Annotated in this window: 13 protein-coding genes; 4 read left to right on the top strand and 9 right to left on the bottom strand. The window is 34.8% G+C overall.

All coding sequences use genetic code 11. The annotated features are described in order from the left end of the window. Window positions 1–177: 177 nt before the first annotated feature. Together J7604_RS21740 and J7604_RS21745 are read right to left on the bottom strand one after the other, a co-directional pair. Window positions 178–2,499 (bottom strand): T9SS type A sorting domain-containing protein, encoded by a 2,322-nt coding sequence (locus J7604_RS21740; protein ID WP_293900793.1) that lies wholly within the window; start codon window positions 2,497–2,499, stop codon window positions 178–180. A gap of 466 nt (window positions 2,500–2,965) precedes the next feature. Further along, a complete protein-coding gene (locus J7604_RS21745; RefSeq protein ID WP_293900796.1) occupies window positions 2,966–3,301 on the bottom strand; it encodes a YegP family protein in 336 nt (111 codons plus the stop codon). 102 nt (window positions 3,302–3,403) lie between these two features. Here J7604_RS21745 and J7604_RS21750 point away from each other — a divergent pair, with 102 nt between their 5' ends. Next, window positions 3,404–4,414 (top strand): WYL domain-containing protein, encoded by a 1,011-nt coding sequence (locus tag J7604_RS21750; protein WP_293900799.1) that lies wholly within the window; start codon window positions 3,404–3,406, stop codon window positions 4,412–4,414. Between the two features lie 142 nt (window positions 4,415–4,556). Here J7604_RS21750 and J7604_RS21755 read toward each other — a convergent pair whose 3' ends face one another. The 3 genes from J7604_RS21755 to J7604_RS21765 form a co-directional block, all read right to left on the bottom strand. Beyond that, window positions 4,557–4,904, bottom strand: coding sequence for a YegP family protein (locus J7604_RS21755; protein ID WP_293900802.1), 348 nt, complete (start codon window positions 4,902–4,904; stop codon window positions 4,557–4,559). Window positions 4,905–5,052: 148 nt separating this feature from the next. Next, complete coding sequence (locus J7604_RS21760; protein WP_293900805.1) at window positions 5,053–7,374, bottom strand: choice-of-anchor Q domain-containing protein; 2,322 nt, start codon at window positions 7,372–7,374, stop codon at window positions 5,053–5,055. 262 nt (window positions 7,375–7,636) lie between these two features. Beyond that, window positions 7,637–8,023: a nuclear transport factor 2 family protein gene (locus tag J7604_RS21765; protein ID WP_293900808.1), complete on the bottom strand. Its 387-nt coding sequence runs from the start codon at window positions 8,021–8,023 to the stop codon at window positions 7,637–7,639. A gap of 64 nt (window positions 8,024–8,087) precedes the next feature. On the opposite strand from J7604_RS21765, the gene J7604_RS21770 reads away from it, so the two are divergent. Further along, entirely contained in the window at window positions 8,088–9,035 is a 948-nt protein-coding gene (locus tag J7604_RS21770) for an NAD-dependent epimerase/dehydratase family protein (RefSeq protein ID WP_293900811.1), read from the top strand. A gap of 184 nt (window positions 9,036–9,219) precedes the next feature. Here J7604_RS21770 and J7604_RS21775 read toward each other — a convergent pair whose 3' ends face one another. The 3 genes from J7604_RS21775 to J7604_RS21785 all read right to left on the bottom strand — a co-directional run bounded on the left by J7604_RS21775 (window position 9,220) and on the right by J7604_RS21785 (window position 11,603). Beyond that, window positions 9,220–9,684, bottom strand: coding sequence for a VOC family protein (locus J7604_RS21775; RefSeq protein ID WP_293900814.1), 465 nt, complete (start codon window positions 9,682–9,684; stop codon window positions 9,220–9,222). A gap of 252 nt (window positions 9,685–9,936) precedes the next feature. Next, window positions 9,937–10,842, bottom strand: coding sequence for a class I SAM-dependent methyltransferase (locus tag J7604_RS21780; protein ID WP_293900817.1), 906 nt, complete (start codon window positions 10,840–10,842; stop codon window positions 9,937–9,939). Window positions 10,843–10,976: 134 nt separating this feature from the next. After that, window positions 10,977–11,603, bottom strand: a complete 627-nt coding sequence (locus J7604_RS21785) for a sterol desaturase family protein (RefSeq protein WP_293900820.1) — start codon at window positions 11,601–11,603, stop codon at window positions 10,977–10,979. A gap of 601 nt (window positions 11,604–12,204) precedes the next feature. Between J7604_RS21785 and J7604_RS21790 the strand changes: the two genes are divergently transcribed. Then, a complete protein-coding gene (locus J7604_RS21790) occupies window positions 12,205–12,975 on the top strand; it encodes an alpha/beta hydrolase (RefSeq protein ID WP_293900823.1) in 771 nt (256 codons plus the stop codon). A gap of 144 nt (window positions 12,976–13,119) precedes the next feature. Here J7604_RS21790 and J7604_RS21795 read toward each other — a convergent pair whose 3' ends face one another. Further along, window positions 13,120–14,091, bottom strand: coding sequence for a bifunctional methionine sulfoxide reductase B/A protein (locus tag J7604_RS21795; RefSeq protein WP_293900826.1), 972 nt, complete (start codon window positions 14,089–14,091; stop codon window positions 13,120–13,122). A 262-nt stretch (window positions 14,092–14,353) separates the two neighbouring features. Between J7604_RS21795 and J7604_RS21800 the strand changes: the two genes are divergently transcribed. Beyond that, window positions 14,354–15,163: a helix-turn-helix domain-containing protein gene (locus J7604_RS21800; protein WP_293900829.1), complete on the top strand. Its 810-nt coding sequence runs from the start codon at window positions 14,354–14,356 to the stop codon at window positions 15,161–15,163. Window positions 15,164–15,306: the final 143 nt, after the last annotated feature.

A 15,306-nucleotide genomic window follows, 5' to 3' on the forward strand; every position in this document is an offset into this window, starting at 1 on the left:
TAAAATAAAATTATTATTTGTGAATAATAGTTTAAAGATAAATTCTTGCAGCCAAAAGTTAAAAAAGTAACCTACTATAAAAAAGCACCAGATAATTCCTTATAACCATATTTTAAAAAGAAATCCCTCTTTATTAAATAAGAGAGGGATTTTCTTTTATTCGGATTTATCCAAAGATTATAACTTGACAAGCTTTACCACTTTTTTAGATTGTTGTCCTTCGATTCTCATAAAATAGATACCTGAAGGAAGCAACGATAGATCTGCTTGTCCTCCTTGAAGAGTATTATATTTTTGCTGGAAATGAATATTCCCGTTAATGTCAACAATTATTATGTTGGCATCTTCTGCATCGGATGAAATTACAACTTTGTCTGTTACAGGATTTGGATAAATAAGTCTTTCAGATGTCTCTATGCTACCTGAGCGTTGTAATGCTTCTAATGATAAAGGATTGACAACTATATTTACAGGAACAGAGGCGATGGTTTCATCATAGATAGTTTTACCGATGGCAGTGATCAGATATGAACCTTCGGGCACATTTGTCCAATTGATGGAATATGGGGCAGAAACGTCTTCACCTATTTTAGATGTGCCGTTGAAGAATTCAACTTTGCTGATACAATCTGTTTGAGTAGCAGGAACCAATCCTGCATATAACTGCCCGCCGATTGATGCTCCATCAAAAGAGTTGTCTGTTTTGGAGCCACCGAACCATAGGAAAGGTGATGTTCCTCCGGAGAATAATATTTTTGAAATACCGATTTTAAACGAAGGAGCGTTGACGCTATATGGAAGCTCAAGCACAATAAGATGTGTAAAGTCTATGCTTGCATCAAATGCTGACAAAGGAATAGTGATTGTCGTAAATTCTGCTCCCACTCCACCTACTTGATTTACATATGGGGCAAGGGCAACGGGGTTTACAGTACTTCCATTTGGCCTTACTTGAATTTTAGTCCAGTCAGCATTTCCATTAAAATCTTTCAGCGTGATTTCAAGTTTATTATTGCCTCCTGACAACACATTTTTATTAGCATGGTAAATACCAATTGAATCATATCCTAGTTTAAGTTTCTTATATCCAGCAACGCTATTTACAAGAAGATAAGGTACATCATCTGAGAGTTGTGCGTTTATTTGTATGTCAGAGTTTGCGTCAAAAGAAGCATTGGATAAAGGATTGGTGATTCTTACAGAAGGTGTATTTATGAATTCATAAGCACCAATATCGGGCCAGGAGCGCAATCTTCCTCTCTGATCGTATATAGCAGGTCCGGAATAAGGAACACCATTGATGCAACGGCTTCCGGGAAGAAGGGCATGAGAGGAAGCAAATCCACCATTATTTTGAAGAGGCCCGATAAGCGGTTTGATGGGGCCAGTTATACTTCCGCACTTGTTAGTGGGGTTAGTAAGATTAAAGAATTCATCATTGATACCAATAAAGTTATAACCAAGATCATTGACGGTTCCGGTAAGCCATCCGTCTATCCCTTTCAAAGCATTTTCAAAGTATGTATGTTGTTCGTCATCTTTAAATTGTATGGCATCCAGATAGGCTTGCTCTGGCCCGTTAAGAGCTATTATACATCCTTTGAAGGTTAAATTACCATAACTATAAATGCCGCTCATCCAATATCCGTCCATGGATTCGGCAAAATTGTATACTACTGTACAAAATTCCATAGTTAGTGTTCCGGCATTGCTGATTCCTGCAGGAGAGCCACCTTTGGAATTTGTTTCATTACCGCTTATTGTACTATTGTATAGAGATAAGATACCTCTGTTTTCAATGCCTCCGGCTTGTCCTGATGTGCCATTCTTGCTTATAGAACTGTTAAAAATACTCATGGTTCCATTGTTGAAAATTCCTCCAGCGCCTCCGCTATAAGTCCCGCTTCCAGAGTTTTCATTAATTTCGCAATCTGTAATAGTTGCAGTACCATCATTAACAATACCTCCGGCATCTTTTCCGTCAGTTACATCATATATACTATTTCTAAGAATTTTGACCTGAGTTAAAGATAGCAAACCCTTATTGTATATGGCTCCAGCGTAATTATTACTCAGCGTTGATTTTTCCATTATAAGATTACCCTGATTGAAAATAGCTCCATATGGGGTTCTGTAGTTATGGAAGAAATAGAAGCCTTCCGATATTTTAATGCCGGATAGAAATACATTTATATTGGGTTCAATGATAAAAACGGGCGAGTCAAAATTACCGTTTATTGTTAGTTTGTCTTCTCCGGGCCCTTGAATCATCAAATTGTTGGAAATGACCATTTCTCCGGAAGTAAGGGTAATTGTACTGTTGTTCAATGATGGAGAAAATGTAATTGTATCTCCAGAAGCTGAAGAGGTAATAGCCTCTCTAAGCGAACCAGGGCCAGCATCCGAATTATTAGTAACAATAGTATGACCTGCATAGGAATTGTGTCCTGTAATACATCCTATAACTGCAATAAAAAAAAGTAACTGTTTTCTTTTCATAGATTTTAGATGGTTAGAATAATTGATAAAAAATTGACTAATAATTGCTTTGATATTTGGAATCATATCAAAATAGTTTAATAATGAAAATAGAGTACTTTCAAATAGGAAAGATCAATAAATACACTCTGATCTGCAGCTTGGAGTGCTTTTATGGATGTTGGTTGTGTTTAGAAGTGCAGGTTTTATCCTGCTTTAAAACAGATTTTATTTCCTATTAAAAAAGAAGTTAAAAGTTAAATGAATGAAAATGTAAACTGGTAAAATAAAATATGTGAGGGCTTGTACTAAAATTTTATTAAAATGGTTTTGTTTATTTTTTAAAAAATATAAAAAAAGATGTTTTTAGTGAAGTATAATTTAAAAAAAACTCTTGCAGGACCTTACACCTGCAAGAGCTAAAAATAACCCTAAAAAAATAACCCTAAAAAGAACTAAAAAAGTGCTTTTAATTTTTTTTCAATAATTAATATTCGAGTCCTGGAAATTCTTCTATTGTAGCCAAGGGTGCAATTTTTAGAACCGTTTCAATGCCTTCCTCCCGAAGTCTTGGCGTAGGGTACATTTCACTTTTACCAATGCGTTCACCATTAGCAGATCTTAGAATAAAGTAATATTCGTTATTATTTGAAATCACTCTTTCATATCTGGAGCTCTTTGAAGCGCTGGTTTTAACATATTCTATCTCTTTGATACATTCAAGCCTTGTGGCATAACCTTCACCTGTAAGAACAATGTCTCCCTTTGCAGATTTTAACCTGTAAAAATTTAAATAAATTTGGAATTTTGGATTGCTTTCCATATCTGTTTTAGCGTTTTGGTTATGTCAAAAATATATTTTGATAACGCAAATCATTTGCGTCCCCAAAAACTAATTTTACTTTTATAAAAGAATTGAAGAATTATGGCAGGAAGTAAAAATCAGATTTCAAGATATCAGGTAATTGACGAATGTCTTTCAGGAAAAAAGAAGTATTGGACTAAAAATGAATTGATACAAAGAATTGATGAACGGGTAGATATTAAAATCAGTGCAAGGACTCTGGATAACGATATCCACAATATGCGTTATAATGCTCAGTTAAAATTTGAAGCTCCTATTGAGTTTTGTAAAGATCATAACGGGTACCATTATACAGAGCCTAATTATTCTATTTATAAAATCCCTCTTAATGAAGCACATTTAAAGGCCTTTGAGTTTGCGACAGCTGTATTGGGACAGTTTAAAAACTTTGGAATTCTGAATGAATTTGCGGGAGCTGTTGATAAGGTTGTAAAGGTGGTTAACAACCTTAAAAATAAAAATTTTGATATATCTGATACTATAGTTGATTTTGAAAAGGCTCCTTACTATAAAGGAGCAGATCACCTGGAGACTTTGATTGATTCTATTAAGGATAAAAAAGTTGTAGAGATTGTCTATAAAAAGTTTAATTCAAAAACTGAAAAGAAGCATATCATTCATCCATATCTTTTAAAAGAGTATGCAAACCGCTGGTATTTGCTTGGCCTTGGGGAAAGCAGAAGAGAGCTTATGACACTTGGTCTTGACAGGATTGTAAGTATCAACAATCATGAGGGACTGGTAAAATTTAGCATGTTGAAAGATTTTAGCACTGAAGATTATTTTAAGAATACCATTGGAATAACTTATTCAAAAGCACCTGTAGAGGATGTTATTTTATCTTTTTCGCTTAATCAGGCAGAATACCTAAAAACTCAGTATTTGCATAGTTCCCAAGAAATTTTAAAACAGGACGATAATGAGGTTATTATAAAGCTTAATCTAGTTCCCAATTATGAACTTGTCTCCAAAATACTAAGCTATGGAAGAGATGTTAAGGTGATTGGGCCTGAATCGTTAAGAAAGCAAGTAGGTGAGGTCCTGAAAGAAGCCTATAGTCAGTATATCTAATGTAGGTCAGCCAATTTTAAAATAGATATTTAGTCTATTATTGATTTTTGAAAAAGAGATTCCTTGCAAGATTTATCCTGCAAAGAATCTCATTAAAAAATGTAACCCCAAAAAAGTAGTTTAAAAAATAAAGTCAAAAAATCTAGAATATAAAATCAGCATATTGTTCAACCATTGAGAACGGCGCAGTCCTGCTGACTTCATCAATGGCCTCTTCTCTTGCTTCATGCGAGTAATACATTTCGCTTCTTCCAAGAGGATCTCCGTTTGCTGACCTTAGAATAAAATAATACTGATTGTTGCTAATTGAATTTTTTCTCTCATACCTGCTATCGTATGGTGCACTCGCTTTTACCTGGTCTATCCCTTTCCGACAAGCTTCCTGAGAAATATAGCCTTGTCCGGAGAGAATAACTTTTCCACTTGTAGATTTTAACCTGTAGTTAAACTGGCCATTCAATAAGATCTGAAACTTGGGTATAAAGTCCATTTGCTTTACGTTTTGTTGATATTTCAAAAGTAGCAGGAGGGGACGCAATGGGTTTGCGTTTAAAAAATATTTAAATAGGAAATGATAAAAAATAAAAATCCCTTCATCTATGGAATGAAGGGATTTTATTCTAAGGTTGAATATAATCTTATAGTTTTACCAATTTTACAACTTTTTTGTATTGGTTATCCTGTCCTTCTATTTTTATAAAATAAATACCTGGTATAAGGAATGACAAGTCTGCCTGTCCTCCTGAAAGACCGTTATAATCCTTTTCTAATTGAACGGCACCATTGATGTCTGAAATGATAATTTTTGCATTTTCAATCTCTGGTTTTATTGTTATTTTATCAACAACAGGGTTGGGGAATACAAGCGCATCAGTTGAGCTTAATGAAGTTTCTTGAGCCGACTCACGTGCTGGGTAGCTAACATTGACTTCTACTGGTAAAGAGCTTATTAATTCCCCGTATATAGTCTTAGCAACAGCTGTTATTTGATAGTTTCCAGGATTTACATTTTCAAGGTTAATAGAATATGGAGCTGCAGCATCTTCACCTAATTTGACAGTACCATCATAAAACTCTACTTTATTTATATAATTCTGTGACGTTGCAGGTATCAGTGATGCATATAGCTGCCCGCCTACAGCGCCACCGTCGAATGCATTCTCAATTTTGGAATCACCGAACCATAAGAATGGAGTAGTTCCTCCTGTAAAGATAATCTTTTGTATACCGATTTTAAACGATCCTGCATTAGTGCTGTAAGGAAGTTCGAATAAGTTTAGTTTAGAGAAGTCAATGCTCGAATCAAATGCGGACAATGGAATTGTAATCGTTATAAAATTATTCTCCGCGCCTCCTGCCTGGTTTATATATTGCGCAAGAGCTACAGGATTAGCAGTACTGCCATTTGGTCTTATTTGAATTTTTGTCCAGTCTGCATTTCCATCAAAATCTCTGAGTGTTATCTCGAGCTTGTTATTGCCGCCAGCAATAACATTTTTAGTCGCATGGTAAATATTTACAGAATCATATCCCAGTTTAAGTTTTCTATAACCTGGTACACTTGTAATTAGTAAGTAAGCTTTTTGATTTGAAAGTTCAGCATCTACTTTGATATCTGCTGGAGCATCAAAGTTGGCGCCTGATACGGGGTTTACAATGGAAATAGCTGGTTTTGAAATAAATTCATAAGCTCCGATGTCTGGTCTTGTTCTTAGGTATCCCCTTTGATCATAGGTTGCGCTATTAACGAATTTGCCACTGTTGATACATCTACTTCCTTCCAGCAAAGCATGAGTGGATGTAATACCTCCATTGTTCTGAAGTGGGCCTAGAAGTGGCTTAATAGGCTTAGTTACATAACCTATTTTGCTTGTAGGGGCTGTCAAGTTGGTACCTTCACTTACACCGATGAAGTTATACCCTAAGTCATTTATTGTACCACGAATCTCTCCGTCTATATTAACAAGTTCACCATATGCTTCCGGGTATTGTTCAGCAATATAGTATACGTCTTCAGGACCGTTTTGAGCGATGATTGTATTTTTAATGGTTAGTGTCCCTCCGCTGAAAATTCCACTGCGAGCAAAACCTCCCATTGAATTGGTTATGTTAAATGCAATCGTGGAATGCTCTATGTTTAGTACATTTATATTGTAAATCCCAGCAGGAGAACCTCCTCTGGAAGAGGTAACGTTACTGCTGATTGTGCAGTTATAAACATTCAAATTTCCGGTATTTTTAATTCCTCCAGCACCTGAACTGTATTCTCCATAAGAGACGTTATTGTGTATTGAACTATTAAAGATGCTCATTGTACCTAGGTTGGAGATACCACCGGTTCCTGCATCGAGGAATATTCCCCATCCGCTGTTGTTACTAATTTCGCAATCCTTTATCGATGCTGTACCTGCATTATGTATAGCCCCTGATTCACCTTTATATAGACCTGTTGAAATACTGTTGTTCGAAATTGTAACTCTGGTCAGCGACAGAGAACCAACGTTGTATATAGCTCCTGAAGAGTTGCCTTGAAGAGTTACATCTTCCATTGTCAGATTTCCATGGGAGTTTATTGCACCGGATTCCGGATAAGAATCATAACCTAGTGCAGTATTTCCTTCAGTTATTGTAATACCTGAAATAAATGTGTTTGCACCGCTGGCAATGATTAGTACAGACCATCCATTACTGCCGCTAATAGATAGTTTGTCCTGGCCAGGGCCAATTATTACAAGGTTTCTATCTAAAATCAGCGATCCATTGGATAAAATTATTTTCGAATTGTATACTGCTGATGAGAAAACAATTGTATCTCCTGCTGCTGCATTATTAACAGTATTGCGCAAAGAGCCGGGGCCCTCGTCATCACCATTGGTAACAGTTAGTTTTGTTGCATGAGATTTCACAATCCCAAGAAAGCACAATAGTGCTAAAGTAAAAATTAGTCTTCTTTTTTTCATGATTGAAATTGGTTGATTGGTTGTAAAAAATCAGAGGCAATATACTGATAAAGTATTGATATACAACTTGATTTTTAGGTAATGCAGTTCTGACTTTATCAGGTGATTGGTTTTATATAAAAAAAAATATGCTGAGTTTGTATAAATAAAAATTCAGTCTTATAATAAATTTAATAAGTACAAGGAATCGGGTAAATTAAATAGGGAGTGCTATGATAGCAGATCACTGCAATAGTAATAAATAATTTATCCTTAATGAATATTATTTGATAAGTGTACAGCTTCCTGCAATAATTTGCCACTTGTCCTGATGCAATTGCCATATACGAAGATATCGGTATTGGCCATCTATTGTAAGATCCTGAAATGAGCCCTTTAGTTCGATAGTCACTGCAACAACTGCAGATTGAGCAATTATATGGATTTCTCGTTCACTTGCAGAAATTTCTGAGACTTTCATTTTTCCAGTAGTGTAAGCATCTAAATCCATAGCCTTGGTGGCTGTTTGTCCATCAGGGAGGTTAAATATCAAATCATCATGAATAAGCTCATTTAAAGCAGATACATCACTTTTCATAACGGCTGTTAAAAGCTTGTTTTCCTGTTCCTCAATTTCTTTAAGTATTTTGAATTGATCGGTAGATTGCATATCGCCTCTTTTAGATTTATCAGATAATATCTGTAAGTTGTGAAAATTTTTACAAAAAGTATAAATGACAAAGGTATTATTGATCGGAGGAACTGGAAAACTTGGGATGGCGATCATTAAAGAGTTAGTTAAAAATAAATTTGAAATTGCTCTTTTGGTAAGGAATACAAATCGAAGAGTAATTAAAAATGAGTATAGTCTTAAAATTTTTGAAGGAGATATTTTAAATGAGGAAACCTTAGAAGCACCGGTTGAATGGTCAGATATTGTAGTCAATGCAAGCGGATACGTTAGTTACAGGAAAGATCTTGATAAGCTTCGCGAGATCAATGTTGAAGGTACTGTTAATATTGTGAAAGCCTGTGAAAGTTTTAGCCGTAAATTGATTCATACAAGTTCGGTAGTTGTATATGGCAGCACAAAATATCCGGAGGTCTTGAATGAGGATTCAGTTCCTGAAAAGTCATACAAATCAGTTTATGCTTATTCTAAGATAGAGGGAGAGAAGGTAGTGTTAGATGCCCGGGTTCCAAGAATTATACTTCGTCCTTGCAGCCTTATTTCAGATGAAAAGTCGACAGTTAAAAACCTGTTTAAGTTCTATAAAAAAGGCTTTACCGCTGGCCTTAAAGGCGGAGCTGGATTTGCTCAGATAGAAGATGCTGCAAAAGCTTACACTCATGCTATTGAAAGGCTTTTACAACTAACTTCTCTTGAACCTATGATTTATAATCTTGGAGGAAACAATCTTATGATTAGTGAAGTATTTGATTGCTTTGAGCGACTGAATAAGCGAAAGACAATTTATCTTCCCAATTCTGTTATGTTACTTTTAAGTTTGTTTAATGATAAAATACTTTTTCCCATTTTTGGTAAATCCTTGATTACCCATGAAAATTATCTAACGGGGAATCATTTTACATATGTGGATTCAGCAAAAGCTATGAAGGAACTCGGTTATGAAATAACTCCCATTGAAACTTCAATTAAGGAAATTATGAGCAGATGCTGAAGGATTGTTTAAGTTGTTGAAGTGCTTAAATCATCGCACGTATTCCTGCTAAAAGTATAGAAAAGGTTAACGCAACGATTGATTATAAGGGAATTTGATTATAATGGAAACCTACATAATTGGTATAAGTTAAATTGAGGAAGATCAGACAGGATAAAAATTAAGTCTGACTGATCTCCTTTATTTAAACTTTTACTACTCCATTATAAGCATCTTTCAAATCCTGAATAATGATCTTGTCCATTTTTAGCATCGCTTGCATTACCCTTTGAGATTTGGCAGGGTCTTTATCTCCCATTAGTTCTCCGAGGACAGGAGGGATAATCTGCCATGATAGTCCGAATTTGTCTTTCAGCCAGCCGCATCTGCTTTTCGAACCTCCTTCGGAAAGTTTCTCCCAGAAGTTGTCGATTTCAGCTTGTGTTTCACATTTAACAAAAAGAGAAATTGCTTCAGTAAATTTGAACATAGGACCTCCATTAAGTGCCATAAACTCTTGGCCGTTTAACAAAAATGTCGCTGACATAACCTTTCCATCTGGCATGCGGCTCATATTGACAATCTTTGAATCTTTAAACAGAGAAGTATAAAAGTTGACAGCTTCTTCTGCTTGTCCGTCAAACCAAAGAAAGGGAGTGATTTTTTGCATATATGTAAGTTGTTTTTAAGTCAGTGATATATATAGTTTAGAATGAACGGTACAAAAGTAATTAGTTATAAAGGAAAATTTGGGTGTCTTATTTGACAAAGAAAAGGGGCAAGTGCGACATAATCTAATTTTGGTTAAAAGGTTATATTATAAACGAAAGAAGCTGCAGATATACAGATCTGCAGCTTTCATTTACCCGGGGAACCCTTTAGCGGATTGGTTGATGTATTTTTTTATGACTTACTCAGCTCATTATTTCTTTTCAAATACAATTCTGTAGTGGTCCATTAATTCCCTTTCAAAACATACCATATTCGGACTTATTCTGAAAACAGCTACTTTATGTCTGAATTCCTTGTCTGTGAGATAACTAGGCACAAGGCTCAAATAGTTGACATACTTTTCCAGGTTGAATTGTCTGAATTTTTTTCTCCATTGTTTTATGGTTTCTATATAGTCTAATCTTCCGCTGCTCATATCTATAAGATTAAAATGCTGGTCAGCATTTTTTAAAATCATTTGATGGCCATATGGTAACCAGGATCCAGGAAATTGTTTTTCCATTAAAGCCAGAATATAAGCATCAGAATTTTTGTCAGCATTGATGTCAAATTTTTCATAAGGTATCATGTTTTTGCCAAATACCATTGTTTGAAGGTAAAACCTCCCGCCTTTAGGCAGTAGGTCTGCAACGGATTTAAAGAAGCTCTGATAGACCTCTTCCTGTTTGCCTGCTTTATATTCCTCTACAGAACAAAAATGTTCAAAAGCACCTAAAGAAACAATAGCATCAAATGTATTGAAATCCGATGGTTTTACTTTTCTACAGTCTTTAATGTGTACCTCAAATCCTTTGCTTTTGCAAGCCTGGGCCTGTCCATCCGACAATGTTAACCCAATACATTTTGCTCCTCTTGTGTTCGTAGCATAATTGATAAATGGTCCCCAACCGCAGCCAAGGTCTAATACTCTGGATCCTTTTTTGATTCGCAATTGATCTGCTATGTAATCATGTTTAGCTCTTTGTGCCTCTTCAAGAGTGAGAGAAAAGTCCCCATTATACCTTGCTCCACTGAAATCTCCTGTTTCTCCAATGCTGAGACGAAAAATTTTGTCAAGTGTGGTATAAGTAAAATCCAGATCTTGTTTGTTTGCCATAAGTAAATTAATATTTCGGTTAAGATTGATGCATGAGTTTTAATCAGATTGTGAGGTACTATCTGATTTTGGAATAAGAAAAATTAACCTTTCCTATAATCAATTAATTTTTTAAGGAAATGTTTAATTATCTTTTATTTATTTTTTCTGACAGGCATTGTTCTGAATATATAATCCCACAAAGGAGATGATACACCAAATGCTTTTCCTGAGTCCTTATAGTGATGAATACTATGATGTATCCAGAGTATCCTTAGTTTGTTCTTGGGTGGGGGATATGCGTGGATGGAATAATGAATATAGAGATAAGATGTATATCCCATAACAAAGCCTGGTAGATAGGCCAATGCAAGTTCATTGATAAGCATATAAGTAGTTAATAAGAGGAGTAGTGCAATAAATATCGAAAGAACCGGAGGCATTGCTAACCTACTTTTATCTTTTGGACAATCATGGTGAACACCGTGAATAAGGTATTGAAGTCTCCTGATTTTCTTATTATTTGATGTATTGATATGGTATAAAAATCTGTGCATTACATATTCTACCAGTGTAAATGATATCATTCCCGCAAAGAATAATAGTAGTATAAGAAATGGCCCGAGGCTCGTACATGCAAATGAAAAACAAATAAGAAAAGACGAGAATATGATGAATATACTTATTGGTACTGCTATGTGTGTATGGGTGAGTTTTTCAAGATTGCGATTTTGAAATAGTCTCGGAGGATCTACATTTTGTGAAGTCTTTATTCTGGTCATTGAGTTTAATGAGTTTTAAGAGTTATTGATTTTAAGGAAGACAATCATTTCTGTAAAAGCCCCTATAGGTTTTATCACTTTTTTTTAAAAAAAATGTCTTTAGATATAAAGTGCCTAAGTTTCAGTAGGTTCCTGTCGCGGTTGTGGTTTAAAATATTATTGGGAATGCAATGGTATTGAAAAGGGGAAATGTTGAGATTAAATTTTTAGTTGTTATCTGTACAATTCCATTGGATGCATTCCAAATCTTGTCTCATCTCAAATGCAGCTGGAAAGTGTTGAGTGGGCTTTTATCCTATAGTTTCAGAGATCTGATTAATGGCGTTTGGGGGCTTCAATAAGTTATTTGGTTTTTACATCTTCATATCACTTATATGATTAGTTTTTTACATTGGAACTTGGCGACTTGAAGGAGGATAGCTTAAGATGAGGCAGATATGATTTAAACCGAGTATTAAATGATTAATCCACTAAAAAAATTCTTAATAATTGTGAAACATTTTAAAGCTCCTGCGATTTCAATCAAAAGTAAGGGACAATACACTCAATTTACAAAGCTCACAGAATAATTATATATCTATTTCTGATACCTTCAATAAATATGGCAAAATCTAAAAGTATAGTTCTTATTCACGGAAATTTCGTGAATGATACAACCTGGTCTGAATGGAAAACATACTACGAACAGAAAGGATATAAAGTATACGCCCCTGCAAACCCTGGACATGATGGTGATCCTGCGGATTTGAGAAAAGCTGTTCATCCTAAATTAACCGCAACAGGATTTATTGACGTGGTGAACAACCTTTCTAATTTAATTGACTCACTACCTGACAAGCCTTTAATTATTGGGCATTCCATGGCAGGTATGGCTGTATTGAAATTAATCGAACTGGATAAAGCAACAGCAGGTGTAAGCATTGACGGAGCACCTCCAAAGAATGTGTTTCCTCCATTCCAAACACTTAAAACTGTTTTACCTGCTTTCGGATTTTTCTCGCTTGACAGTTACTATATGGGTAGCCGCAAATGGTACGATTATGCTTTCTTTAACACTATATCGGCATCGGAAAAGTTAAAGGCATATGAAAAATTCGCAGTTCCAGAAAGCTATAAAGTGAGCAGACAATTAGTCTTGAATTCTTTTTCCAATATTGATTTCAAGAAATCACATCAACCGATTTTATTCATAGGGGGAGGTAAAGATCATATATTTCCGCAATCTCTTACTGAAACCATAGCAAGTAGGTATACAGACAAAAGCAGTAAAGTTGATTTAAAAATATTTGAAGACAAAAGTCATTTTATCTGCGGAGAACCTGGCTGGGAAAAGGTTGCTGATTATATCATCGACTGGTATGAGAAGGTGTAATGCCTTCATCGTAAAAAGTTATTAAGGGAAAAAGCTCAACAGAAATTTTACTATTGAGCTTTTACTTGTCCCCTTCTTTCTATATTCCCTAGGAGTCCCCGTTGCTCGACTTCTGAAAGAAGTTGTGATTATTATGACATATCACTATTTTAATTTTTCCTTAAAAAGGTCTCTGAATTTTTTGAGCTTTGGATCAATTACATTAAGGCAATATCCACCTTCAGGGTTCTTATTATAGTAATTCTGATGATACTCTTCAGCCCTGTAAAATTGATTGTATGCAGCTATTTCAGTGACTATTTTATCGTCAACATGACTTTGGACTTCTTCAATCACTTTATTTGCAGCAGCTTTTTCTTCTTCAGTTTTATAAAATATAATGCTTCTGTATTGAGTACCCCTGTCAGCTCCTTGTTTGTTAAGAGTGGTAGGATTATGAGTAGATAAATGAATTCTTAATAAATCTTCATAACTGATTTCTGAAGGAATATAAGTGATTTCAATTACTTCGGCATGACCCGTTCTTCCACTGGATACTTCTTTGTATGTAGGATTAATAGTAAGTCCGCCACTATACCCGCTTTCAACTTTTACAACACCTTTTAGCTGTTGAAATAATGCTTCAGTGCACCAGAAACATCCGCCGCCAAATATAGCTTTGCGCTCTTCTGACTTTATTTTTTTCATTGATGCAGCATTGATGCAATAACGCAAGCCGGACGGAGGAGGGCCATCCTGAAAAACATGTCCCAAATGTGCATCACAAGTATTGCAAGTAACCTCTACTCTGTACATTCCGAATGAAATATCTTTATGATATGCAATCGCATTTGCTTTTAGAGGTTGAGTGAATGATGGCCATCCTGTGCCACTTTGAAATTTTTCCTCGTTGTCGAATAGAAGAGTATGACAACATACACAAGCATATTTACCCGGTTCAAAAAGATTGCACATATCAGAACTATGTGCCCGCTCAGTGCCTTTTTTTCTGGTAATGTAAAATTGCTCTTCCGTGAGTATTTGCTTCCACTCCTGTTCGGATTTATTTTCACGTCGATCAGGTTCAGGATTACCGTGATTAACAAATTTTATTATGTCGAGCCATTTAAGTATCATTTGAAAATGAGATTCTTTGTTTATTACACATTTACCAATCAGATCTCTAATTTATCTTTTTCTTATTGAATAAAATTAAATGTCATTAAAGAATTATTTTATTCTCACTAATGGATTTATAATCAGATAATATTTTAATAATTTGCTTAAAATATTGAATAGAAACATTCTTCTTTAAAAGAGTCTTTTTGATAAGAAGGTTTTGGAGACTAAGAATTATCAGCTTCTTTTGTTATATGCAGGAAATCATTAATTAAAGTTTATGGCTGTTGACTTAAAAATTATAGATCGGAGTATATTGATGGCAGTGCCTGAAAGGCAGTATAAATTTGTATTGATTTATTGTAAATCCGGGCAGGTAATAATTGACATAGATGGTGAAAAGTATTTGATTGCGGAAAGACAATTTCTGACAGTTACTCCTAAACAGTTTTATCAGTTTATAGAAATTACCGATTGTCATGGTTATATCCTTGAGTTTACTTATGATTTTTTCTGCAAAAGTGATAAAGCTATTGAATTAATTTATCATAATGGTTTGTATTGCCATTTCGGGTTAAACGAGCTTATTAATATTGCAACAGAAGAAAGTTATCTGAACGTAGAACACTGTTTTAGTTTAATTAGTAAGGAGTTATTGAATAAGTATTTTGAATATGAAGTTAGTCTGCATTCTATCATAACATTGCTTCACATTGAAGTAAGCAGAAATAAAATTATCCAGCAGCAACGACCCCTATACAAGCCAGATGCACTTTTCCTGAATTTTTTAAATCTTGTAAGGGATAATTTTGAAAAAAGACTTGCAGCTAAGGAATATGCAGCTCTCTTAAATATAACAGAACAAAAGTTGAACGAGCTGACGAAAAAAAATACTGGTGAAACTACACAACAGGTTATTAATGATTTAATTATACTAGAAGCCAAGAGATTATTTAATTATGAAGATTTAAATGTGAAACAAATAGCCATTAAACTTGGGTTTGATGATACGCATTATTTTTCCAGATTCTTTAAAAAACAAACCTCAACAAGGGCTAAAGATCATTTAAGGAAGCTATTAACTGATTAGTCTTAATATTTATAGTTTATGTTTCCCATTTAGTGTCTTTTGTAATGATGAAGCTTTAGGTTTTCAAACTTTTCCTTGTCCACCATTTTTGTAGTTTTGTCCATTTTTTACCCAGCAGACCTGACCTACCTTTGTGTCAGTAC

It is taken from the genome of Sporocytophaga sp. (assembly GCF_017745095.1).
Classification (GTDB): Bacteria; Bacteroidota; Bacteroidia; order Cytophagales; family Cytophagaceae; genus Sporocytophaga.

Bases quoted from the DNA above. Each gene is read 5' to 3' on its own strand.
- J7604_RS21740 (WP_293900793.1), bottom strand. From the start codon at position 2,499: ATGAAAAGAAAACAGTTACTTTTTTTTATTGCAGTTATAGGATGTATT.
- J7604_RS21745 (WP_293900796.1), bottom strand. From the start codon at position 3,301: ATGGAAAGCAATCCAAAATTCCAAATTTATTTAAATTTTTACAGGTTA.
- J7604_RS21750 (WP_293900799.1), top strand. From the start codon at position 3,404: ATGGCAGGAAGTAAAAATCAGATTTCAAGATATCAGGTAATTGACGAA.
- J7604_RS21755 (WP_293900802.1), bottom strand. From the start codon at position 4,904: ATGGACTTTATACCCAAGTTTCAGATCTTATTGAATGGCCAGTTTAAC.
- J7604_RS21760 (WP_293900805.1), bottom strand. From the start codon at position 7,374: ATGAAAAAAAGAAGACTAATTTTTACTTTAGCACTATTGTGCTTTCTT.
- J7604_RS21765 (WP_293900808.1), bottom strand. From the start codon at position 8,023: ATGCAATCTACCGATCAATTCAAAATACTTAAAGAAATTGAGGAACAG.
- J7604_RS21770 (WP_293900811.1), top strand. From the start codon at position 8,088: ATGACAAAGGTATTATTGATCGGAGGAACTGGAAAACTTGGGATGGCG.
- J7604_RS21775 (WP_293900814.1), bottom strand. From the start codon at position 9,684: ATGCAAAAAATCACTCCCTTTCTTTGGTTTGACGGACAAGCAGAAGAA.
- J7604_RS21780 (WP_293900817.1), bottom strand. From the start codon at position 10,842: ATGGCAAACAAACAAGATCTGGATTTTACTTATACCACACTTGACAAA.
- J7604_RS21785 (WP_293900820.1), bottom strand. From the start codon at position 11,603: ATGACCAGAATAAAGACTTCACAAAATGTAGATCCTCCGAGACTATTT.
- J7604_RS21790 (WP_293900823.1), top strand. From the start codon at position 12,205: ATGGCAAAATCTAAAAGTATAGTTCTTATTCACGGAAATTTCGTGAAT.
- J7604_RS21795 (WP_293900826.1), bottom strand. From the start codon at position 14,091: ATGATACTTAAATGGCTCGACATAATAAAATTTGTTAATCACGGTAAT.
- J7604_RS21800 (WP_293900829.1), top strand. From the start codon at position 14,354: ATGGCTGTTGACTTAAAAATTATAGATCGGAGTATATTGATGGCAGTG.